General features: G+C 70.7%; 17 protein-coding genes and 2 tRNA genes. 12 read left to right on the top strand and 7 right to left on the bottom strand.

Translation table 11 applies throughout. The features are described from left to right. Positions 1 to 47 precede the first annotated feature (47 nt). Genes ABZ321_RS06765 through ABZ321_RS06785 form a run of 5 tightly spaced genes read left to right on the top strand, consistent with a single transcriptional unit; the run spans position 48 to position 6681 of the window. The gene (locus tag ABZ321_RS06765; protein WP_354889838.1) at positions 48 to 992 is read left to right on the top strand and encodes a BTAD domain-containing putative transcriptional regulator; all 945 of its coding nucleotides are present in this window, start codon (positions 48 to 50) and stop codon (positions 990 to 992) included. Continuing rightward, positions 989 to 3217 carry a hypothetical protein gene (locus ABZ321_RS06770; RefSeq protein ID WP_354889840.1) on the top strand — a complete coding sequence of 743 codons (2229 nt, stop codon included), beginning with the start codon at positions 989 to 991 and terminating at the stop codon, positions 3215 to 3217. The genes ABZ321_RS06765 and ABZ321_RS06770 overlap by 4 nt, the downstream gene beginning before the upstream one ends. Continuing rightward, positions 3214 to 4104 (top strand): hypothetical protein, encoded by an 891-nt coding sequence (locus ABZ321_RS06775; RefSeq protein WP_344501225.1) that lies wholly within the window; start codon positions 3214 to 3216, stop codon positions 4102 to 4104. The genes ABZ321_RS06770 and ABZ321_RS06775 overlap by 4 nt, the downstream gene beginning before the upstream one ends. A 35-nt stretch (positions 4105 to 4139) precedes the next feature. Further along, positions 4140 to 5339 carry an OmpA family protein gene (locus ABZ321_RS06780; RefSeq protein ID WP_344501224.1) on the top strand — a complete coding sequence of 400 codons (1200 nt, stop codon included), beginning with the start codon at positions 4140 to 4142 and terminating at the stop codon, positions 5337 to 5339. 13 nt (positions 5340 to 5352) lie between these two features. Continuing rightward, positions 5353 to 6681, top strand: a complete 1329-nt coding sequence (locus ABZ321_RS06785; protein WP_344501223.1) for a hypothetical protein — start codon at positions 5353 to 5355, stop codon at positions 6679 to 6681. 431 nt (positions 6682 to 7112) lie between these two features. On the opposite strand, the gene ABZ321_RS06790 is transcribed toward ABZ321_RS06785, so the two are convergent. Together ABZ321_RS06790 and ABZ321_RS06795 are read right to left on the bottom strand one after the other, a co-directional pair. Next, positions 7113 to 7185, bottom strand: a tRNA-Arg gene (locus ABZ321_RS06790). Positions 7186 to 7229: 44 nt separating this feature from the next. Next, a tRNA-Ser gene (locus tag ABZ321_RS06795) sits at positions 7230 to 7320 on the bottom strand. Positions 7321 to 7502: 182 nt separating this feature from the next. Here ABZ321_RS06795 and ABZ321_RS06800 point away from each other — a divergent pair. Next, the gene (locus tag ABZ321_RS06800; protein WP_354889843.1) at positions 7503 to 9203 is read left to right on the top strand and encodes a hypothetical protein; all 1701 of its coding nucleotides are present in this window, start codon (positions 7503 to 7505) and stop codon (positions 9201 to 9203) included. A gap of 3 nt (positions 9204 to 9206) precedes the next feature. On the opposite strand, the gene ABZ321_RS06805 is transcribed toward ABZ321_RS06800, so the two are convergent. Genes ABZ321_RS06805 through ABZ321_RS06815 form a run of 3 tightly spaced genes read right to left on the bottom strand, consistent with a single transcriptional unit; the run spans position 9207 to position 14269 of the window. Next, positions 9207 to 12332, bottom strand: coding sequence for a S8 family serine peptidase (locus tag ABZ321_RS06805; protein ID WP_354889845.1), 3126 nt, complete (start codon positions 12330 to 12332; stop codon positions 9207 to 9209). A gap of 29 nt (positions 12333 to 12361) precedes the next feature. Beyond that, on the bottom strand, positions 12362 to 13099 hold the full coding sequence (locus ABZ321_RS06810) for a CPBP family intramembrane glutamic endopeptidase (protein WP_354889847.1): 738 nt from the start codon (positions 13097 to 13099) through the stop codon (positions 12362 to 12364). Positions 13100 to 13156: 57 nt separating this feature from the next. Beyond that, positions 13157 to 14269, bottom strand: a complete 1113-nt coding sequence (locus ABZ321_RS06815; protein WP_344501219.1) for a globin domain-containing protein — start codon at positions 14267 to 14269, stop codon at positions 13157 to 13159. 245 nt (positions 14270 to 14514) lie between these two features. On the opposite strand from ABZ321_RS06815, the gene ABZ321_RS06820 reads away from it, so the two are divergent. Continuing rightward, on the top strand, positions 14515 to 14961 hold the full coding sequence (locus ABZ321_RS06820) for a pyridoxamine 5'-phosphate oxidase family protein (protein WP_344501218.1): 447 nt from the start codon (positions 14515 to 14517) through the stop codon (positions 14959 to 14961). A gap of 66 nt (positions 14962 to 15027) precedes the next feature. Here the strand turns inward: ABZ321_RS06820 and ABZ321_RS06825 are convergent, their stop codons facing one another. Continuing rightward, on the bottom strand, positions 15028 to 16581 hold the full coding sequence (locus ABZ321_RS06825; RefSeq protein WP_354889851.1) for a peptide deformylase: 1554 nt from the start codon (positions 16579 to 16581) through the stop codon (positions 15028 to 15030). Positions 16582 to 16939: 358 nt separating this feature from the next. Here ABZ321_RS06825 and ABZ321_RS06830 point away from each other — a divergent pair, with 358 nt between their 5' ends. The 5 genes from ABZ321_RS06830 to ABZ321_RS06850 all read left to right on the top strand — a co-directional run bounded on the left by ABZ321_RS06830 (position 16940) and on the right by ABZ321_RS06850 (position 20481). Continuing rightward, complete coding sequence (locus ABZ321_RS06830; protein ID WP_354889853.1) at positions 16940 to 17731, top strand: hypothetical protein; 792 nt, start codon at positions 16940 to 16942, stop codon at positions 17729 to 17731. A 94-nt stretch (positions 17732 to 17825) separates the two neighbouring features. Then, the gene (locus ABZ321_RS06835; protein ID WP_354890206.1) at positions 17826 to 18635 is read left to right on the top strand and encodes an MEDS domain-containing protein; all 810 of its coding nucleotides are present in this window, start codon (positions 17826 to 17828) and stop codon (positions 18633 to 18635) included. A gap of 49 nt (positions 18636 to 18684) precedes the next feature. Continuing rightward, positions 18685 to 19611 carry a sensor histidine kinase gene (locus ABZ321_RS06840; protein ID WP_344501215.1) on the top strand — a complete coding sequence of 309 codons (927 nt, stop codon included), beginning with the start codon at positions 18685 to 18687 and terminating at the stop codon, positions 19609 to 19611. 35 nt (positions 19612 to 19646) lie between these two features. Next, positions 19647 to 20153 (top strand): NUDIX hydrolase, encoded by a 507-nt coding sequence (locus ABZ321_RS06845; RefSeq protein WP_354889855.1) that lies wholly within the window; start codon positions 19647 to 19649, stop codon positions 20151 to 20153. Positions 20154 to 20295: 142 nt separating this feature from the next. Next, on the top strand, positions 20296 to 20481 hold the full coding sequence (locus ABZ321_RS06850; RefSeq protein ID WP_354889857.1) for a hypothetical protein: 186 nt from the start codon (positions 20296 to 20298) through the stop codon (positions 20479 to 20481). Positions 20482 to 20591: 110 nt separating this feature from the next. Here ABZ321_RS06850 and ABZ321_RS06855 read toward each other — a convergent pair whose 3' ends face one another. Continuing rightward, positions 20592 to 22643, bottom strand: a complete 2052-nt coding sequence (locus tag ABZ321_RS06855) for a carboxypeptidase-like regulatory domain-containing protein (protein ID WP_354889859.1) — start codon at positions 22641 to 22643, stop codon at positions 20592 to 20594. Positions 22644 to 22651 lie beyond the last annotated feature (8 nt).

Below are 22651 nucleotides of genomic sequence, written 5' to 3' on the forward strand. Positions count from 1 at the left end.
GTAACTCTTCTCCGCGACTCTCCACATGAGATCTGGAGGCGTTCTGTATGCATGTCGATGTCAGAGTGCTCGGCAAGATAAAGCTGTTCGTCAACGACTCCGAGGTGAATCTCGGCGACCGTAAACAGCGACTACTGCTCGCGAACCTGGCAATCGAGCGGCGGCTCGTCGAAAAGCCGCAGATCATTGAGCGGCTATGGCCGGAGGAAGAAGTTCCCGAGAACCCGGCGGAACTGGTCTACAACTACGTCAACCGAATCCGCGCCGCGTTCACCAAGGCGGGCGTGGACGGCGCAGCGGTCCTCGCCACCTCACACAACATCGGCTACGAACTCAAGGTCGCGGCTCATCAGGTCGACTACCACCGTTTCCGGGCCTTGCGGGCCCGCGCCGAAGTGGCTTTGATCGATCGCCGTGCAGACGAGGCGGCCCGACTCGGCCGCTTGGCGCTGGCCGAATGGGGCAGTCCCGCCGGCCTGCTCGGCGGCACGCCGCTGGAGCGTGAAGAACGCCAGTTACAAGGCCGAATCCGTGCCATGCAGCTGGACTACCGGGCGACGCTCATGCTCTGCCTGGACGCAGAGATGCGCTGTGGGCAACACCGGCGACTACTCCCCGAGTTGGCGTTGCTCGCTGCCGACGATTACGGCTCCGACGACCAGGAACTGGCCCGCCTGCGCATGCTCGCTCATTTCCGATCAGGCCAGAAGAAGGAAGCGATCATGGTGTACGTAAAGCTTGAGGACGTGCTCTCCGAAAAGCACGGAAGCAGCCCGGACGAGGAGACCAAGGAAATGCATCGGCAAATCAAGAAGGACGACGAGGCACTGAATCTCGAAGGTGCGGAAACCGTCGCTCACGCAGCAACCGGCGACGCGGCCGCCCAGGCCGCGCCAAGTTTCACCGGCACGAACGTCTACCAGACGGGTGAACACGCCAGGTCCTTCGTCGCGCAACACATTACATACAACGAAGGGTCTGATAACACGTGAGCGAGGCTCCGGACGAGGCCGAGTCGCCGGAGCCCGAGGACGTCGTATCCACACCGGACGTCGACCTCAGCGAGGGTGACTCCACCTCATTTGCCACGCAGTTCGGCTCGTCCGAAGAGAGCGCTGAAAAGACTCAGCCCGACGGATCCACGGAGGCGGATTCCGCACCGAACAAGCTGGAGGACGCCGACCCCGAGCCGGATGAGGACAGCACCGACGACCGAGCTGCGCAGGCCGACCGGCAACACGGCATTCGCAATCTGAGCATGATGACCGGTGACCGGGCACGACTGTTCCAGGCGGAACAGATCAGCATCTTCGGTGGCGAGAACTCCGTGGTTCCCCGCTCCGGCGAGGTGCCAGGGCATGTGCTCAGCAAGCTGGTCACCGCATACGTCCAGCCCTCCTGCGCGCAGCGGCTGCTCGACGCTCTGCGTGTCTCACCCGTGCAGTGCCTGGTCGGGCCGTCCGGTTCCGGCCGCACCACGGCCGCGATCGCAACGGCGGCCCGTCACCTGGAACGCGTGGGTCAGACCGCGCGGGGCAATGTGCACATCCTCGCGACCGACGACATCTCGAGTATCGACGGATCGGCGCTGCCCGAGGGCAAGGCGTTCATCCTCGTGCTGCCGGAGAGCGTCGCGGCACCCGACATCGCCTGGTTCGGGTCCATCGGCGCCGACCTTGAGCAGCGGCACAGCGTGCTGATCCTCGTAAGCGTCAACGAACCCAAGGGATCTGCCGCACTCAAAGCGGATTGGTTGGTGCCCTACACGCCACCGCCGCTGGACGCGATCTTCAAGAAGCACCTCGCAAGCCGACCGCCGTCCCGTGTCGACGCGTTATGTGCGCTTCCAGATGTACGCATGGCGCTGCAGCGCTGCAGGGTCCCACGGGACGCCGCAATGCTCGCCGCGGACGTTCTGGCAGACATGGCCAGCGGTCTGCCGGACCAGGAACTGCTGAAAGGCGAGCCCACGGCCAAACTCAGCCTGGCGCAACAGGAGCTCAACGAGGGCGAACTGTGGCACCGCATCCTGCTGGTGGCCACGGCGGTGATGTACGACCTGTCCGCGGGAACCGTGGTGCGTGAAGCGAAGCGGCTGGCCGAACTGCACGTCCCGAACGGCATCCAGACGGAAGTGCCGAAGGTCGACTGGTTCAACGGGCCGAGATACTGGTCGGCCTGCGTCGATCTGGTAGGAGACCAGGCTGACAGTGGCGCCGGGCAGATCTTCCGGCTGGCACATCCGAGGCTGGCCATCCCCCTGCTGGAAGTCATCTGGCAGGATCACGTTGGCGAGCGTGACGTACTGCTCGACTGGTTGTGCGGGCTCGGTGCGCATCCGATCAAGCGGGTCAGGGTCAAGGCCGCGCAAGCCGCCGCGCAGCTCGCGTGCTACGACTTCGACGTCGTGGTCCGTGAGGTCATTCACGTCTGGGCGCTCAACGGTGGATTTCGCACCCGGCAGTCGGCCGCGGTCGCGCTGGAAGCGTTGGCGGTCGCTGCGGAGGGCCGGTTCGCGCGACGTGTCCGGGGTCTGGTGCAAGGCTGGGCACACAGCAACAACGTCCGGCTCCTGGCGGCCGCGATGGCCGCCTACGGGACATTTCTCGGGGCGAAGGATCCGGACGAGGCGCTGGCCCGGATGGAGGAGATCGTCGGCGGCCGGGTTCGCCGGTGGGACGGCCGGCGCGACGCCTCCATCGATCACGTGGAGCGTGAGCTGGCCAATATCGTCCAGCGGGCGCTGCTGGACGTCTTCGCCGCGGGTGCCCAGGAGAAGGTCATCCAGGCCCTCGCCAGGTGGGCCGGGCTGCCCCACTGGCGCTGGCGGAAGGCGGCGGCGAGGTCACTGCTCGAGCTGGCCCGCAAAGAAGGTGCCAGCCGGTGGCCGCTGCTCATCGAGCTGACCAGTGTCCAGGACGACCTCTACGACGCGGTGCTGGCCCTGTGGCGCAACGCTCTGGACGCCGGGCAGCGGGACGAGGCGCCCTGGGAAGCGCTGCGGCGCTGGTGTGATCAAGCTGACGAGCTCCGCGGAGACCCGGCCGCCGCGGAGTCCGCCGCACTGACCGAAAAGCTCCTCGCCGATATCCGAGCCAGTAGCTCAGCCCTGGCCGACAACCTCGATTTCCACCAACGCATCTGGGCTTTTCGCAAAGCAAAGCGGCAGGTTGCCCGTTCCTCATCGCTGTCCCCCAATCAGGAGGAGACGCCATGACCGGCGTGTCATCGCACATCGACCCCTCCAGGCCCCGGCGCGGCCGGGTGAGGCGCTGGATTGGCCGAGTTCTGCGCAATCTGATCGGCGAGCCGCCCAACACATCGACGGGGGTCCCCCCGATTGACCTCCCGGCGACGCAGACCGTCAACCGCGTCAGAAGCGTGACGTTCACGACGCCCGCGAAAGGCGACTCGTACGACTTCTCCATCACTGTCGATCTCTGCTTCTGCGCCACCGGTGTGGCCGCCCCCGCTCGGCTCGACGCCAAACTCGACGCGCGACTGCCCGACCTCACCGCCGAACTCATGACATCGGCGCGCCCGATCGCCCGCGACTTCCCTCCGTTCCGGCCCGGTGCGGCCGAGCCACCCGTTTCCCGTGCGATCCAGCAGGCGGTGGAAGCGGCGTTGGCCGGCGTGCCCGACGAGGATGGCGTGTATCTCAGCTGCAGCGCGCGGGTCCGGGTCGACATGCCGGCAGAGGTACGAGAGCTGCAGAGGCTCGCCCTGGCGGAGCAGGTGAAGTTCGAATCGAGATATGAGCAGAGCGAGCAGTCCGCTCATCGCCTCGGCGAACTCCGCGAGGTGTGGAGCAAATTCATCAATGACGGGCTGCCCCAGTGGGTCACGCCGTACGCGATGGCCATGGCCCAGCAACCGGCGCAGGTCGCTCCACTGCTGTTCAAGTTGCGCGATGACCGCAAGGACGAAGCCGCGAAGCTGGTGGACGCGGTCGCCGCGGTCGCCGCCGGAGCCGATCGGATGGATCTGTTGGAGTTCGCGCTCGCCACCGACAGCGCCTTGAGCAAGACCTACGAGATTCTCGGCATCGCCTCCCCTCCTGCGGGCAGCAACTCGAATTTCGACTCGAAGGCGACCTCCTGATGCGACGGAAGATTGCGATCCTGCTGACCATCGCCGTGGTCGGCGGTGCCTGCTCCAAGAAGGACCTGCTCGGCGAAGGCAGCACCGCCCAGGACGCCGCCAAACGGCCCAGCGCAGAACGATGCGGGACCATCCTGAAGGCGCCCGCCGACGGTGTGAAGATCTCCGGATCCACCGTGTTGCTCGCCGACAAGTCCGCGTCGAGCTTCACCCGGCCGAACTCGGATCACCGCCAGGACTGGCTGGCCAAACTGGGCGCGCATGTGCCCACGAACGGGACGGATCTGGTGGCGATGGGCCTGTTCGGCGGAGCGGTCGACTGGAAGTTCCAGAAGGTGACGCCCGGCCGGAGCAACGACGCGGCGCGCACCCAGAACGACCTGGACGACGCCCGCAGCTGCCTGATCGGCGACATGGCCGATGCCATCAAATCGCCACCGACCAAGCCGCAGACGGACGTTCTGCGTGCCCTGGCCGAGGGCGCTGTCTACGTGAAGGACCGACCCGGCGCCAAGTCGCTGTACATCGCGACCGACGGGCTGAGCAACACCGGATGCGCGGATCTGCGGGGTGCGGACATCGGCGACCTGAGCGCCATACCCGCGATGGTGTCCGCCTGCGAACCGGAGCTGCCCAAGCTCGGCAAGGACTTCACCGTGCACTTCCTCGGCATCGGCAACGCCGCGGAGGGCTGGTCGGACATCAAGACACCGCAACGGACCTGGCTCGTCACCCTGTGGAAGGCACTGTGCGACGCCACCGGCGCGAACTGCTCCGAGCCGCAGTCGGCCAAGCCGGACAGCGTTGCCGACGACAACGCCGCACTCCTCTCCGACGAGGACGTGACCATGCCGAAGATCATCAACACACCCGGCAACCCGACCGTCCTGACGGTGCCGGCATCGCTCCTGTTCGACACCGACTCCTACACCTTGGCCACCGGACGGTCGCAGGACGCGCTGGACGAGGTGTTCAAACTCCTCGGGGCGCTGAAATACAGCCGCATCGAGGTCGCCGGCCACACCGACTCCACCGGGACACCCGAGCACAACCGGACCCTGTCCAGGCAGCGGGCCGACACGGTCGCCGGCGAGTTGCTCTCCCGGTCGTTCCACAACATCGAGCCGAAGGGCTATGCGTCGACGCGGCCGGCGTGCCCCGAGTTCACCAACGGTCAGCCCGACCGGGCGGGCATGGCCTGCAACCGCCGTGTCGAAATCATCGTCTATTCCTGAGTTCGGAGCATTGATGAGCGACGTTTCCCCTCTCGCGGTGCCCGAGCCGTTCGGACAGTGCTCGTCCGGCTGTGTCTGCGGAATGCGCGAATTGATCGCGCGTGAGCGAGAGCACGGCCCACGCGACGCCGACGAGGTCAATGCCCCGGAGATGCGGGCACTGCTCGGGGCGGTACGCAACGGGTACGAGACCGTGCGGTCAGACCCTCGGCTCATCGAGCGCCGCCATGCCGCTGTGACGAAGTACGGCCGCGCCCGCCGGCACCTCAACCGGATGCGTGTCTCGATCGGCGAGCAACAGGTCGGCCGAGCGGCGGCTGACCTTGAGCGAGCGCTGGACCGGGCAGCGACAGAAGGCCGGCGGCGGCCGGCGTGGCTGCGCTGGCTGCGCTGGCCGGTGGTCCTCGGCATCGGCCTGTTCGACGTCTGGTACTTCAGCCAGGTTTTCCGGTATCTCACCTCACAGACCGGCGACGCCACCGACGGCGGTCAGCACCGGCTGACGATGATCATCGAGACGGCTGTCGCTGTGTTGCCTGGGCTTGTGCTTGCAGTGGTGATCGCGGCCTCCGCCGAGATGCTGCTCCGCCCGCTGCACGCATGGCGTTCGGCAGCATTCCTACGTCCGGAGCCGCTGCAGAACGCCTCATGGATCGCCCGGCTGCGGCGCGGACTGGGCGCCGTGCACCGGGGACTCCTGCGACTGGCATGGTGGCTGCTCCCGGTCGGCTTCGTGGCATTCCTGCTCGCGGTCATCGCCTGGTGGTCGGCACTGCGGGCGGAATACCCGACGCCCCCGGACAAGTATCCTCTCGGCGCCGTGGTGGCGCTCATCGTGCTGCTGGCGGTGGGCACGATGGCCGTGAAGATCCTCGCCGACGACCCCGTCGCCGACGACGTCGCGAGTGCCCGGCGAAAGCTGTGGCGGTTGCGACTGACGTACTCGTTGAGGTCACGGCGGGCCGACCTGCTGATCGACGCCTACGACTCCGCCTGGAGCGACCTTCGAACGCTGCGCGACGACCTGCAAGGACTGCTCCGGATCAAGATGCTGTCGGCCTGGGAAAGCTTCATCCTCCGCGTACGGTCGCTGCATCAGATGACCGGCAATGTCACCGCAGCACCTTGGCCGACCGACGGCGATCGGCCGGGCATCACGCAGGAATTCACCGGAGTGTCCCAGCCGGCGCTGGAGTTCGGCCCGCTCATCGAGATCTGCCGGCTCATCGACGAACGGGACCCCGATGACCTGCGGACGGAGTTGCGCGCCCTCGGCGACCGGTACGCCGAGCAACTCGCCGCCGGTTCTCCGGCATCCCGGGAGGCCACCCCGTCCGGGTGACGAAGCCCGGTGCCGCCCGGCGCCAGCGTCTCTCACGATCGGGCCCGACGCCGACGCGTTGGCGTTCACCTTCGCCCTACCAGCGGGGCGATCGCCACCGCGTCGGTGTCGCGCACATGTTCCCGCCGCAGCCCAGCTGCTACCGCTCACCCACCGGCGCTGCGCCGACGCCACTGTCGCCCTGGTCCTGGCCGCCGCCCGGCACACCGCGAGCGGATCAAGGAGAAGGCTGCGAAGAACCGCCCAACTGGCGAAAGCAGACACCCTCGGGACAGCCGGCGTCTCGCCCGCGCAGGCGCCGCAGGTGAAGCTCATGGCGGCGCGAAGCGTCACGGAAGGCGATGACACCCGTGCGGCGCCCACCGTCCACAGGGGACGGAACGATGAAGGGCCCGAACCGCATCTCTGCAGCTCAGGCCCTGTCGATCAAGCGCGCCCGAAGGGACTCGAACCCCTAACCTTCTGATCCGTAGTCAGATGCTCTATCCGTTGAGCTACGGGCGCTTGGTGCCTGCCTAGTGTACACACCAGGTTTTACCGGTTTTGCGCGGAGGCTCCGGGATTCGAACCCGGGATGGGCTTTAAGACCCAAACCGCATTAGCAGTGCGGCGCCATAGACCGAACTAGGCGAAGCCTCCAACAACCCCTGTCGCCAGGAGCCGCCGTCCGAGGATACAGGGCCGGTGAAGGACCGGGCAAAGCGGGTGACCCCCCGGCGCGTCGGACCGGGCTGCGTGGTTTGCGTCACATCGTCCACCGGAGGACGTTTGCCTGGTCGCACGGCGGGTGCCATCGGCGTTGGCGCATTACGCTCTTGCGAATGGGAGAGGAACCGAAGTCCACCGAGCCTCCGACTTCCAACGAGCCACCCCACCGCCCACAGGTTCTCGGCGACACCTCCCTGCGGTTCGAGCCGCCGCCGCAGGAGTCCGTCCCGGAGACCCCGCCGGCGGCGGCTTCCCCGCGTCCGGCGACCACGCCGTTCGGCGCCCCGCCGCCGCCCGTTGTGGAGGCGCCGCGACAGACGGCCCCGCAGCCCCGCGTGGCGCGCCCGGCGGCGAAGCCGGTGACCCCGTTCGCCCCGCCACCGGTGGCCGGACCTGCGCAGCAGCCGAGGCCGGCGGCCGCTCCCCCGCCGGTCGCCGGGCCGCAACCGAGACCGGCGGCTTCTCCCACGCCCGTGACCGGGTCCACGAAGCAGCCGAGGCCGGCCGCCGCTCCCCCGCCGGTCAAGCAGGCGAGCCCTCCCGAGCCGCCGCCACCAGTGACGAAGGCCACACCGGCGAAGACCGCGCCCGCGAAGGCCACCGCCAAGAAGGCGGCACCCGCGAAGGTCGCGGCGAAGACGGTGCCTGCGGCGCGGACGTCCGAGCAGCTGGTGCCCGCCACCGAGCCTGCCCAGGTGACGCCCCCGGAGGCAGCGGCACCGGCGAAGAAGGCGGCCAAGAAGGCCGTGGCCAAGAAGGCGCCGGCGAAGAAGGCAGCGCCCAAAGCGGAGGTCGAGCCCAAGGCGGAGGTCGAGCCAGCACCGGAGACCACGCCCGCGAAGAAGGCTCCCGTCAAGAAGGCCGCCGTGAAGAAGGCGGCGGTGAAGGCGACCTCGACCCAAGAGGTCCTCTTCCCGGCACCCAAAGCGCCCGAGGCGCCCGCAGCACCCGAGCCAGCACCCGAGGCACCCGCTGCACCCGAGGCAACCGACGCACCCAAGGCAGCCGAGGCACTCAGGGAAGCCGAAGCACCCAGGGAAGCCGAAGCAGCCGAGCAAGCCGAAGCAGCCGAGGCGGCGCCGGTGGTGGACGAGGTGACGCTCGTCGAGGGGCGGGTGGAGGTGGTCGAGGCCGATCCGACCGACCTCGGAATTGCGGAGCAAGAGACAGAGAATGCACAGGAGCCTGCCGGGCGGGGGATCAATCCCGCGTACCTGCCGGAGCTGCTCGCCCTCGCCGCGGTCGCGCGGCTCGGGGAGGCGGCGCGGGAGCGGGCCGCCTGGTATGCGGCGAACTACCCCGGCGTCGACGGTGACGCGATCGGGCGGGCGGTGACGCGGGAGTTCGTGCGGCGGGCCAGGAGGCTGGGGATCGCGGCGGGGGCGGCCGGGTCGCTGGGGCTGGTGGTCGAGGCGGCCGGGGTCAACTGGCTGCACGCCAAGCTCGTCCTGCACCTGGCCGCCGCGCACGGGCACGATCCGCTCGACCGGGCGCGGGCGGCCGAGCTGCTCGTCCTGCAGCGGGTGTACGCGGAGGTCGCCACCGCCGAGGCCGCCATCATGGCCGCGGAGCAGGCGCAGCGGTCGCGGCGGGCCGGGCCCGGGGTGGGGGTCGCCAGGCTGGCGGGCCCGCTCGGCCGGACGCTCGGCGGCGGGCTGCTGCAGGCCGCCGGGGTCAGGATCGCCCGGCGTGCGGTGCCCGGGATCGGGCCGGTGATCGGGGCGGTCGCCGCGGTCAGGTCGACCGAGGCGATCGCCATGCGCGCCACCCGCTACTACCGGCGCAAGCCGGTCCCCACCCCCGACGGGCGGTAGGCGTCACCGCGGGGTGACCCGCGGCGACACCCCCGAAGCAGACCGCGAAGCGGACGGCGGCCGAACAGGCCCGGAAACCGAAACGGACGGCGACGGCCGCGCCGGCCTGGAAACCGAAGCCGACGGCGACGGCCGCGCCGGCCTGGAACCCGACGGCGACGCGCCAGGCGACACACCAGGCGACACACCCGGCGACACCGCAGGCGACACACCAGGCGACGCGCCAGGCGCCGGAGCGGGCGGCAAGGCGTCCGGGCCGACCGCGATCGTGGTCCAGGCCCGGGCCGCGGTGCCGTCGCCGAACTCGACCATGCCCAGGTAGCGCTTCGCGGGGTCGAGGTCGTGCCAGGCGGCGGTGAAGGTCACCGGCCGGCCGGGCTGGACCGCGGCCACCGGCGGCGTGACCGTGAGGTTGCCGGCCGGGTCGCCACCGACGAGGAACGTGTGCGCCACGACCGGCCGGCTGTCGGCGTCGGGTGGCGCGGCGAAGCGCACGACGTACACCTCGAACACCCCCATGGACGTGAGTGGGATCTCCTCGTCGGCGGTGGTGCCGTCGCTGCGGTCCACGAGCTGCCCGTCCTGATAGAGGTAGAGGTCGACGTCGGTGCCGGGGACGTGGTCGGCGGCGAACGTGGCCAGGCGGCCGAACTCGGCGCCGGGCGGCACGGTGACGGTGAACTTGAAGACGGCCGGGCCGGTGGCGGGCGCCGTGGGCACGAAGGCGGCCGTGCTGCCGACGAGGTTCTGCTGGTGGACGGCCGACGCGGTGAGGCCGAAGAGCTTGGTGGTGACGTTGCCGCTGTACCCGGCGGTGAGCTCGATCGCGGCGGTGCCGGCGGCGCCGGAGCCGGTGACCTCGCCCGGGCCGGCGAGCGCGACGGGCCGGGCGCCGATGGGGCTGCGCACGGTGTGGCCGCGCAGGTCGGTCCAGGTGAGGGAGCCGAAGGTCCAGACGCGGTACGCGGCGTCGGTGCGCCGGATGGTGACCTTGAAGGTGGCGGACTCGCCGGGTGCGACGGTCAGGGTGCTCGGCGTGACGGTGACGGCGAGCCCCTGCGGCGTGGTGACGGAGGCGACGTAGACGCTCGGCTGGGTGGAGACGTTGGTGACGGTGCGGACGACGGTCTGCGTCCCGGCCAGCGAGGCGACCGCGATCGACGGGTAGTTGAGGTCGCTGGGGTCGGCGCTGCCGACGGTCGGGCACCAGTCGCTGACGAGCTGCAGCTGGCCGATGGCGCACCCGTACCGGGCCCAGTCCTGCGGGCCCGACTCGTAGACCAGGCCGGGGTCGAAGGCCTGCGAAGGGCGGACGTGGCCGGAGCCGTAGTCGAGCGGGCTCGCGATCTTCCCGGCCCGCTGGATCATGCCGTCGGTGTTGTCGTGGACGCCGGCGGTGGTCATGAGCGCCGACTGGACGGCCGACGGCGACCAGCCCGGGTGTTCGGCGCGGATCAGGGCGGCGATGCCGGCGATGTGCGGGCTGGACATCGAGGTGCCGGACTCGCCGTCGAACAGGTTGCCGTGATGGCCGGCCGGGGACACGCCGGCGACGATGTCGACGCCCGGTGCGGTGATGTCGGGCTTGATCAGGTCGCCGCCGCCGGCGAGGGCCGGGCCGGCGGAGGAGAAGGCGGCCATGGCGGGCGCCCGCGGCACCACCATCGACACGGCCGAGAGGGAGGCGGTCGGGTTCGGGGTCGCCAGGTACGCCTTGATCGCCGCCCCGGCGACGTGGTCGACGTGGACGGTGGGGATGACGTGGTAGTCGGCGTTGAGCGAGTTCTCGCTCGGGTTGTAGAGGACCATGCCGACCCCGCCGGCGTCGCGGACGGCGATGCTCTTGTCGGTGCGCGGGTTGACGCCCCGCTTGCAGAGCACGATCTTGCCCTTGACCAGTGCCGGGTCGAGGGTGCCGGGGTAGCAGAGCTCGACCTTCTCCGCGTCGGCGGTCTTGAGGCCGGCCTTCACGGAGTCGACGAGCGGCGCGGACGGCACGGCGGGGCCCTGGCCGGCGCCGGTGTAGGTCTTGCCGTTGCCGAGGGTGACGGACTTGTCGGCGCCGCGGTCGTGGGAGCTGGCGGCGACGGTGGTCACCCAGGGCGCGTTGTGCGCGACGGTGGACTCGTCGGGGCCGCTGTTGCCGGCGGACGTGGCGACGAAGACGCCGGCCGCGGCCGCGTTGTAGAAGGCGAGCTCGACCGGGTCGACGATGAGCGACTCGGAGCCGGAGACGGAGTAGTTGATGACGTCGACGCCGTCGCTGACCGCGTCGTCGACCGCGTCGAGCAGGTCGACGGTGCCGCCGGAGCCCTCGCCGTCGGACTGCCGCCACAGGGCCTTGTAGACGGCGATGCGGGCGGCGGGCGCCATGCCGGAGATGGTGCCGACGGGGTCGCCGTTGATGGTGGCGGGGACGTCGGGCAGGCCGGCGGCGGTGGTCGCGGTGTGGGTGCCGTGGCCGTCGTAGTCGCGCGGGGAGTGGAACTCCGACTCCCAGCCGCCGAAGCCGCCGCCGTCGTAGAAGCGGGCGCCGATGACCTTGTTGTTGCAGGTGATCCTCTGCTGGGCGGTGCCGGTGCCCTCGTCGCACTTGTCGGTGCCGCCCCTGGCCCACTTCTTGTCGATGACGGCCTGGTCGGGGCGGGGCTCGGGGAGCGGGGCGAGGCTGGGGCTCTCCGGCCAGAAGCCCGTGTCGATGACGCCGATGATCATGCCCTCGCCGGCGCGGGACGGGTCGCCGAAGTGTTTGGCCCACGCCCCGGCGGGGCCGTCCAGGCCGAGGAAGCCGGTGGTGGAGATCGTGTCGACGGTGCGCCGCTCGTTGGGCCAGACGTGGCGCACGCCGGGGGTCCGCTCCACGCGGGCCTTCTGCTCGGGGGTGAGCGCGGCGGCGAAACCGTTGAAGGCCGACTCGTACACCGTGACCGTCCTGCGGATCCCGGCGCGGCGCAGGACGTCCGCGCGGCCGGCCCGGATCGCGCCGCGGGCGCTCTCCTGGCGCCCGGCCGGGTCGCCCTCCAGCTGCACGATGTAGAGCGCCGAGCTCGCCGCCTTGCCGGAGACCGCCACCGGCAGCGCGAAGACGGATGACGCGACGAGGGTGATGACGAGAAGGATTCGGCCCACACAAGCCAGACTAATTGTGGCAATTTGCCCTATCTCAGGAACCGCAAATGATCCTTGAGCAGGGCGTACCCCACGAACGACACGATGTCGAGGATCGTGTGCGCCACGATGAGCGGCATGACCCGGTTCGTCCGCCGGTAGAACCAGCCGAAGACCAGCCCCATGACGAAGTTGCCGATGAACCCGCCGAAGCCCTGGTAGAGGTGGTACGACCCGCGGATCGCCGCGCTGGTCACGATCGCCATCCAGGGGTTCCACCCCAGGTCCCGCAGGCGGGTCAGCAGGTAGGCGATCATGACGATCTCTTCGAGGACGCCGTTCTGCAGGGCGGCCAGGATCAGCACCGGCACCGACCACCAGTGCGTGCCGAGCGCCTCGGGCACGATCTGCGCGCTGATCCCCAGCTCCCGCGCCGCCCACACGAGGGCGAGACCCGGCAGGCCGATCAGGGCGGCGAGACCCACGCCGTAGCCGAGGTCGGAGCCCGGCCGCACGCCGAGGCGCCAGTCCTCGTGGTCGCGGCGCAGCAGGTACACCGCGAGCAGCGGCGCGACGAAGCCCAGACCCGTGTAGACCAGCTGGTATGCCAGGTCGAGCCAGGGGCGGTCCGGGGTGATCGACGGGTTGAGCGTCGCGGTCTGCTCGGAGAGCGGCTTCACGTAGGTGAGCCGGTCGATGATCGCCAGGATCGAGAGGATCGCGGACCTGCCGAGCGACACGCCGAGCAGCAGGATGACCTCGACGCGGACGGCACGCTTGTCGATCACGCGCGAAACTCTAGTTCGGCAGGGGCGCCGCCCGCACGAACGGCGCCCCTCCCGATGTTACGAGTCCCCGAAGGCGTCGTATTTGATCCGGATTGCGGGGACCTGCATTTCCGCGAGGGTGCGCAGGGTCGAACGCACCATCTGCGGCGAGCCGGAGACGAAGAAGTCGTGGTCGTTCCACGGGCCGTAGCGGGCGACCACGTCGGAGATCCTGCCGTGCTCCCCGGGGAAGTCGGGGTCGTCGGTGGTCGCGGCCACCACCGACAGCCACGGGTAGCGGGCGGCGAGCCGGTTGAGGCAGGCCAGGTCGTACAGGTCGTCGCGGTTGCGGGCGCCGACGAACACGTGCACCCAGCGGGTCCGGTTGGCCCGGGTCATCTCCTCGATCAGCGCCTTGATCGGGGCGAAGCCGGTGCCGCCGGCGACGCAGACGATGTCGCGGGTCGAGCGGCGGTCCAGGACCATCGAGCCCATCGGGGCGCCGAGCCGGATCATGTCGCCCGGCTGGACCTTCCGGACCAGCGCGGAGGACACCCAGCCGGCGCCGACGGCCCGGACGTGGAAGTCGATGGAGCCGTCCTTGCGCGGCGCGTTCGCCGCGGAGTACACGCGCCACAGCCGCGGCTGGTATTTGCATTCGACGCTGATGTACTGGCCGGCGCGGTACTCCAGCGGCTGGAGCGGGCGGCACGTGATGACGGCGATGTCCTGGTTGCGCCGCTCGTGGTAAAGCACCTCGGCGTGCCAGTAGGGCGGGTTCGTGGAGTCGGCCTCGGCGCCGGCGATCATCTTCTCGGCGATCACCGCGTAGGCGTCCCGCCAGGCCTGGTCGAACTCGTAGGTCCACTGGTCACCGGCGAAGGTGCGCAGGCCCTCCAACAGCGCCTCGCGGATGACGTCGTAGTGCTCGGGCCGCACGTGGAACTTGCGGTGGTCACGCCCGAGCGAGCGCAGGTACTCGTCGAACGTGTCGGGGTCGTCGACGGTCTGCACGGCGGTCACGATCGCGCCGAGAAGCCTGGAGCGCTGCACGTCCATCTGGACCGGGAAGAGGTCCCTCAGCTGCGGTTGGTTCAGGAACATACGCGCGTAGAAGTAGCTGGCGAGCTTGTCCTGCTGCTCCTCGACGAGGCTCCAACTCTCCTTCAGTAAACGCGACAGATCGCTCATCGGTGCCCTTCGCGGTCAAACGTAGGTGCCGTAGGACAGCCAGCGTCGCCACCAGGGAAGAACACGCATCGCACTGAGTGTGCGACGTCCCGTGTTCACCGATTCTTTTCCACTCGACGCGCCGGTACGAAGCACTGGACAGGTCGGCCATTCGGCTCAATCGCACTGACTGTCCGGCCGTCGCACACCACCGGTGTTTGGCTGGTGACAGAGCCAGCCGCCCATGGAGGTGCACCGTGCCGACCGTGTCCGATCTTTCGCGCGACGTGTCCAATGAGCTCGACGACCGGATGCAGCTCTTCATCCGCCGCCAGGAGATGCTGTTCGTGGCGACGGGCGAGCCGGAGGACGGCCACGACTGCACGTTCGTCACCGGCGGCGCCGGCTTCGTGCGGGTCCTTTCGGAGAACCGGATCGCGTGGCCCGAGTTCGGCGACGAGGGCCTGTCGGAGGCGATCACCGACATCGAGCGCGACCCGCGGGTCGGCCTGCTCTTCGTGGACTTCGCCCGCGGCGCGATCGGGCTGCACGTCAACGGCAAGGCGAAGGTGCTGGACGACGACGCGATGCGGCGCGCGTACCACTCGCTCCACCTGGATCCCGCGCTGGACCTGGTCGCCGACCGCCGCCCGGCGCGCTGGATCACGGTCTACGTCGAGTCGGCCTACATCTCCGCGGCGGGCGAGCTGTAGCGTCCCGCCCTTCCGGACGCCCGGGCCCGGGCGTCCGGACTTCGGGCGTCCGGCCCTTCCGGGCGCTCAGGCGTAGTGCCAGGGCTTGCCCGTCTGGCGGTACTCCGTCGTCGGCACGAGCGGCGCGTCGTCCTCCATCCGGTCCACGTAGAGCCGCCCGTCCAGGTGGTCGATCTCGTGCGCGACCAGGCGGGCCAGCGCCTGGTCGTACACCGTCGTCACCGTCGAACCGTCGAGCAGCTCGCTCTCCACGGTGATCCGCAGCGGCCGCCGCACCAGCCCGCGGACGTCGAAGAACGACAGGCACCCCTCGAACTGCTCGTCGGCGTCGGACGACTCCGCCACGACCCTCGGGTTGATCAGCACGATCTGCTCCGTGTCAGGGTCGGCCGCGCGGATCACCGCCACCGCCAGCCCCGAACCGAGCTGCGGGGCGGCGAGCCCCACGCCCTTCACGAAAGGGTGCAGCGCCTCGATCCGGTTCAGCGCCGTGGCCAGCTGCTCGATGACGTCCTCGGCCCGCGCCGACTCACCGGGCAGGTCCAGCCGCCGCACCGGCCGGTCGAGGCCGGCGTCGCCGCGTTGGATCACACCGGCCGCGCGCATGGCGTCACTCGAGGCCGGCTGCACGAAAGGGGGCTCCTCCCAGTCGTCCGGCTGCTCGACCGCCCCTTCCGGCCGGGTGCCCCGGAAGCGCCACTCCAGCCGGTAGCGGTCGTGCAGGGTCGCCTGCTCGGTGTGCCACGAGAAGACCGCCCGCCCGTCGACGGACAGCTCCTGCGTGATGGGGGTGCGCAGCGGCACCTCCTCCGCCGACAGCGACGTCTGCACGCCCCAGACGACCGGCCGCATCCGCGCCGGGAACTCGACCTCGATGGTGAGCTGCCGGGTGGGCAGGCGGACGGTGCGCTGGAACCAGTGGCCCCACTTCTCGACGCTGATGTGCCACGAGTACGCGATGGTGGTCCGCTGCCCCGGGTACAGGGGGAAGCGGCCCTGCGCGTTCTCGAACAGCAGCCACGCCTCCTTGAGCGCGTCCCGGTCGGTCTTGGACCGCCAGTCCATGGGCTCGCCGGCGCACGACGCGACCATCGCCAGCTCGTCCCACGACATGGGGTGGTCACGGTGATGGCGGTTGGAGCGCGCCGGGTCGTCCGGGTAGCGGTCCACGGAGATCCGCACCAGGTAGCGCGTGACCGGCTCGGTGCCGGCGTTGTACAGCGCACGGCGGACCGTGCACCGGTATTTGCCGTCGACGTAGGACAGCCGGGCGGTCTCCCGCTCGACGACCAGTCCCGTGCCGGGCGGCAGCCACTGGTCGGGCACCGGCGGGTCGCGGCCGGGGAGGCCGACCCGGCTGCGGGCGGTCGCGCGCAGCTCGTCGTACTCCTTGTAGCGCTGCCAGATGGCGCCGCCGCTCTGCAGGATCGCCTCGGCGCGCCGGGCGAAGTCCTCGGTGGGGCGGTGGCGGCGGGCCTCGACGTGGCTCACGTAGGAGGCGTCGAACCCCATGGCGGCGGCCAGCTGCTTCTTGGACATGCCGCGGTCGATGCGCCACCGCGCGAACTCCGCGACGAACGCCTCTGACGCCCGCTGCACGGGAGAGTCGCTCGAAGTCATGTCCGTCCCAGCCCCGCAGGGAGACGGCCCCTGCCCGATTCAGTGTCCCCGCGGTCGGCTGTCGAACAGGTCAAGCGGACAATTTGCCGACAAAAGGGTTGACAACGCCTTCCCATCGGCATTGATCAACGCTTGGGCATCAGCAGCCAGTCTGTGCAAAGTTACACAAAGTGACATCGGATAACGGACAATGTTGGAGTGGTTAGGCTTACCTAATCGCGGTATCGTGTGCGCTTGGCATGCACGTCTGGGGGTATCCGACGGTGGTGAGCACCGCACACACGCATAGGACGAGCGCCGCGCCGCGGCGTCCTCGCAGTGTGTCCCCCTGCCCGCCCGGCACCATCGGCGACCCAACGTGACCGCCCTCATCAGCCGGACGGCCGTCGATCCCCTGGCCCCGGTGATCGCCGGGCTGGCGCGGATGGGCCTGCGGCACGGAAAAGAATCACTCCAAGGGCTGTCCACCGGGCTGGTCCCGCCGCACACGCCCGGCTGGCGCGCCGCCGGCGAGCTGCTCACCGCCGAGGGCGTCCGGGAGTGGCTCGACGCCGCCGCCCGGCGCTGGGACGCGCAGCCGCACGCCGCCGCGGCCCTCGCCTGGAAGTGCTACTCGTACTGGCTGGCCCTGCCGGCTGTGATCGGGTTCACCGGTTCGCGGCGGGTACCGCTGATGACGCCGGATCACGTCCTGGTCCGGTTCTCCGACCGGCAGCCCTTCCTCACCCTCGCGCTGCGCCGGCCCGTCACCGCGGTCCTCGCCACCGACCCCATCGTCGCCACCGACACGCCGGGGCTGCTCATCGTCGACGACGAGGACGAGCTGCTGGGCGTCATGCGGCGCTCGCTCGTCGACGCCCACCTCGACCCGATGCTCGACGAGGTGCGCAAGCAGGCCCGCCTGGGCCGGCGGACGCTGTGGGGCTCGGTCGCCTCCGGGGTCTCCTACGCGATATCCCGCGGCCACGTCGCGCCCCCGGACGCCCTCCTCGACACCGCCCACCGCGTGCTGGCCGCGCTCGGCGCCGACGACCTCGTCGACCTCAGCGCCCGCGAGCAGGGCGGCCTCGACATCAAGCGGCGCACCTGCTGCCTCGCCTTCACCCTGCCCACCCCGAAGGTCTGCTCGAGCTGCTGCATCCGCGCCTGACATCAATTCCGGCGTCGATGGGTAAGTTGATGTCATCAACGACAGCGTCTCGACCAGACACACCAGGCACGTCCGCCTGGGCGACCACCTGTGCCTGCCGTTCGCGAGCGACCAGGAGCAGCGCGAGGTGGTGTCCGCCTACATCGCCGACGGCCTCGTCCGTGGTGAGCGCGTCCTGTACTACTCGGACCGGACCGCGCCGGGCGCCATCGACGCGTGGCTCGACCCGCGCGGCGTCGACGGGGCCCTCGCGATCGCCCGCGGCCAGCTCGAGGTCCGCCCGGCGGCCGACGACCGCTTCGACCCCGGCGTCCTCGTCGACGGCATCCGGGACGCCATCCGGGACGCCCGCGCCGCGGGCTTCCAGGGGCTGCGCCTCACCGGCGAGATGAGCTGGGCCCTGCCCGACACCGTCCGCCTGCACGAGTACGAGTCGGGTGTCGCCTCGACCGTCACCGGCTCCGACGGCGTCGCGGCGGTCTGCCAGTACGACGAGCGCCTCTTCGACAAGGCGGACTTCTCCGGTCTCGTCGCCCGGCACTTCGGGGTGATGACCATCGACCCGCTGCACGACGACCGCCGGCTCCGCATCGTGCCCACGTTCGCACCCCGCGGCCTGCGCGTCATCGGCACCGTCGACGACTCGACCGCCGGGCCGTTCGCCGAGGCGCTCGCCCACACCGCGGGATGGCCCGAGCCGATCGTCGTGATCGACCTCGCCGAGCTGCGCTTCATCGACGTCGCCGGCATCCGCGCCCTGGTCCGCGCCGCCGAGGCGCTGCCACCGGACCGGGCGCTGGAGGTGCGCCACCTCGCGCCGACCCTGCGCAACGTGCTGCGCATCGTCGGCTGGGACACCACTCCGGGCCTCACCATCGGGGACGCGGGGGTGCGGGCGTCGTGACGGGCCTGAAGCGCCGCGAACGGCGCCGGAGCACAACGGGGGCGACGTCGTGACCCTGATCCACCAGGCGCTGCTGTTCGACTCGCCCGAGCAGTTCCTCGCGGCGGCCGTGCCGTTCATCGTCGAGGGCGTGCACCGCGGCGACACCGTCCTGGCCGTGACCTCCACCCGCAACACCGGCCTCCTGCACGAGCGGCTCGACGCCGCCGCGGACCGGGTCATCTTCCTCGAGCCGTCCGGCTGGTTCGACTCCCCCGGGCGCACCCTCGACGCCCACCACCGCCGCATCGACGCCCTCGCCGGCGACAGCGCCGTCCTGCGGGTCATCGGCGAGCCGGTCTGGGCGGGCCGCGACGACCTCGAGACGTCGGAGTGGGGCCGGTACGAGTCGGTGGTCAACGTCGCGCTCGCCGACTCCCGCGCCTGGGTCATGTGCGGCTACGACAGCAGCGCCCTCGCCAGCACCATCGTCGACGACGCCCGCCGCACCCACCCGCGGCTCGCGGTCGGCACCGCCAGCGAGATCAGCGCCGACTTCGCCGAGCCGGCCTCCTACTACGCCGCCCACAACACGCCGCTCACGCCGTGCCCGGCCACCGGTGTCGAATGGATCCCGGTCCACCCCGACCTGGCCCCGGTCCGGCAGTTCGTCGCCGACCACGCCCCGCGCCTCGGCGTCGCGAACGACCGGGTCGACGACTACGTGCTCGCCGTCAACGAGATCGCCACCAACGTCCTGCGGCACGGCGGCGGCACGGGCGAGGCCCGCATGTGGGCGACCGACCGCCGGGTCATCTGCGAGATCACCGACTCCGGCACCGCCACCGGCAACTTCCTGGGTTTCCTGCGCGCCGGCCCGCACTCGGAGCGCGGCCACGGGCTGTGGATCGCCCGGCAGATCTGCGACCTGCTGGAGATGCGCACCGGCACCGCCGGCACCACCGTCCGCCTCCACATGCGGCGGGCGGTCTTCTGAGGGCGCAGCGGCGCGCCCCTGGTTGGATGGACCCCGTGACCGCTTCCTTCTTCGCCGCCGAAGGTCCGCCGGAGGCGGAGTTCCACCCCGGCATCGCCCGGCGGATGGCCCACAAGACGGTCGCCGCCGGCGCCCTGATCAGGGACCCCACCGGCCGGATCCTCTTCGTCGTGCCCAACTACAAGCCGTACCTCGACCTGCCCGGCGGCATCGTGGAGACGGGCGAGCCGCCGAGCGCCGCCTGCCGCCGCGAGGTCCTCGAGGAGCTCGGCCTCGACCGGCCCACCGGGCGCCTGCTGGTCGTCGACTGGACGCCCGGCCGCGGCCCCTGGAGCGACCAGGTCCAGTTCGTCTTCGACGGCGGCGTCCTCGACCCCGCCACCGATCTGCGCCCCGCCGCCGACGAGCTCACCGGCGTCCGGTGGCTCCCGCTGGAGGACGCCACCATCCGCGCGTCCCTGCACCGCCGCCTGTCATTGGCATTGACGGCACTCACCACCGGCGAGCCGATCCACGCCGAGATGGGCCACCGCCACCAGTAGCGTTACTCAACCCCGGGCACGCCCTACTCGCCCCCGAACGGGGGAAGCTGACCAGCGCAGGACCGGAACCGTTCGCATGCTGACGACTTCGTGTCCGACCGCGCACACTCTGTTGCGTGACACGGTTCATTGAGGAAGCAGCATGATCGGCCACACGCCCCGCCACCGGGAGCCCGGCCCGACCGTCAAGATGCTGCGCAAGGTGCGCTGGCTCCGGGTGATGCACCCGCGCCTGCCGGCACCGTCGGTGGTCGCCATGGACGCGGGTCTGGACCCCACCTGCGTCTCCCGGCCGTCGGCAGTCGCGCTCCCCACCCACATCACATAACCCGCCGACCGCGGGGAGGCCGACCTGTGCGACGGCCCGCCTTCCCCGGTCAGCGGCCGGCACGAAAAACGGCGCCCCTGGTGTCAGAGGCGCCGTTTGCCGGGTGTGTGTCAGTCGTCGAGCCAGTCCAGCGAGCGCCGGTTGCCGCCGTTGCTGCCGTTGGCGCCGCCGCGAGGGGCGCCCTGCGGGTCGCCGTAGCCGCCGCGCTGCTCGTAGTTGTCGTTGCCGGCCCGCGGGGGCTCGGGGACGCGCTCGTAGCCGTCGCGCTCGTAGCCGGCGGCGGGCTCGTAACCGCCGCGCTGCTCGTAGCCGCCGCGGCCGGCGTACGGGCCGTCGTAGTCGGCCTGGCCGTTGTAGCCGTTGCCGGCGCTCGGGCTGTAGCCACCGCCGGCGCTCGGGTAGCCGTCGCCACCGCCGCCGGGGCCGTAGCCGCCCTGGCCGCTACCGGCCGACGGGCCGTAGCCACCCTGGCCACCGCCGGGGCCGTAGCCACCCTGGTCGCCGCCGTACCCGTTGGCGCCGTTGCCGTTGTAGCCGCCGCCGGACGAGGGGCCGTAGCCGTTCTGGCCGCCGTCCGCGCCGTAGCCGTTCTGACCGCCATCCGCGCCGTAGCCGTTGGCACCGCCGGAGCCGGGGCCGTAGCCGCCGCCCTGGCCGCCCGCGTAGCCGTTGCCGGCGCTCGGCTCCCAGCGCTGGGTGGAGTCCGCGTACCCGCCGCCACCGCCGCCACCGCCCGAGGGGCCGTAGCCGGCCTGGTCGTTGTAGCCGTTGCCGCCGCCCGCGCCGTATTCGGGGCTGTAGGGGTCGACCGCCGGGCGGGACGAGGGGCCGTAGCCCGCCGAGGGGGCGCCCTGCGCGTAGCCGTCCTGGTCGTTGTACCCGCCGCCGTTCGCCGCGCCGTAGCCCGCACCGGCGGCCGCGGCACCGTAGCCGGAGCCTGCCCGCGGCAGGGGCGCGCCGTACGGGTCCGGCGGCACGTCGTAGTCGCTGGCGCGGCCCGGTCGCACGATCGCGGTCGCATCGTTCGCGGAGCCACGGTTGATCATCGTGGGCGAGCCGCCCATCGCGCTGACCATCGTCGGGTCGGCCTGGGCCTGGCGGTAGCCGGGGCGCTGGGCCGCGCCTCCGCCACCGCGCCGCGGGGCCGGCTCCTCCTCGAGGTCCTCTTCGTCGTCGTCACCGCGGCGGCGCAGGAGCAGCACGATCGCGACGATGCCGAAGATGACCAGGAGCGCGCCGAGCGCGATCAGGATGTACGAGGAATTGCTGCCGCCCCCGCTGGACGTGTTGGTCGTGTTCTGCGCGCCCGGTGCCGCGGCCGACTGCGAGTCCGCGTCGGCGGGCGTGGTCTCCTCCATGGACGGCGGCGCGATCGGGGAGGCCGTCGAGCCGATCGGCACCAGGGCGATCCTGTTGCCGGTGCTCCCCTTGCCCGCCTGCACGTTGATGTTCTTCGTCCCGGCGTCGTACCCGTTCATGGTGACCGAGATCGAGATGCCGCCCGGGGCGATGGGGTTGCTCTCGGTGCCGAGCCAGCGGTAGGCGCCGGCGTCGTTGGTGGTCGTCGAGCGGCTCTTGCCGGCGCCGTCCTCCATGGTGACGGTCGCGCCCTTGAGCGCCTTGCCGGTGGTCGAGTCGTTGACCGTCCCTGAGACCTCGGTCACCGTCTGCGTCGCCGGCGCGGTCGCCGCGGCCGCCTTCAGGGTCACCTTGATCGAGCCGTTCCCGCCGCCCTGGATCTTGAGCTGCCCGTTGACGTCACGCGACTGGCCGGCCGGGATCGAGCTCTGTGCGGGCGGGCTGAAGGAGACGGTGAAGCTCTTCGAGCCCTCCGCCGGCAGGTCGCCCGGCGCGACCGTGCACTCGAAGCCCGTCGAGGTGTTCGAGCACCCACCGGGCGTGTTCATCGAGATGCCCTGGTCACCGACCGGGATGTCGACGCTGAACTTGACGTCGTTGTTCGGAGGGGCGTCGCCGGTGTTCCGAACCGTGATCGTCGAGGACCCCGCGCCGCCACCGACGGTGATCGTCGCGCTGCTCGCACTGATGTTGAGGTTCGCCGCCGCGAACGCTGGTGCGGCTGTCGTGCCGACTAGAGCGCCCGTCACCAGTACGGCCGCCGCCCCCGAGCGGAGCAGCAAGGCTCGTAGGTGGGTAGTCACGTCCACAC

Source organism: Dactylosporangium sp. NPDC006015 (assembly GCF_040614215.1).
GTDB classification, from domain to species: domain Bacteria; phylum Actinomycetota; class Actinomycetes; order Mycobacteriales; family Micromonosporaceae; genus Dactylosporangium; species Dactylosporangium maewongense.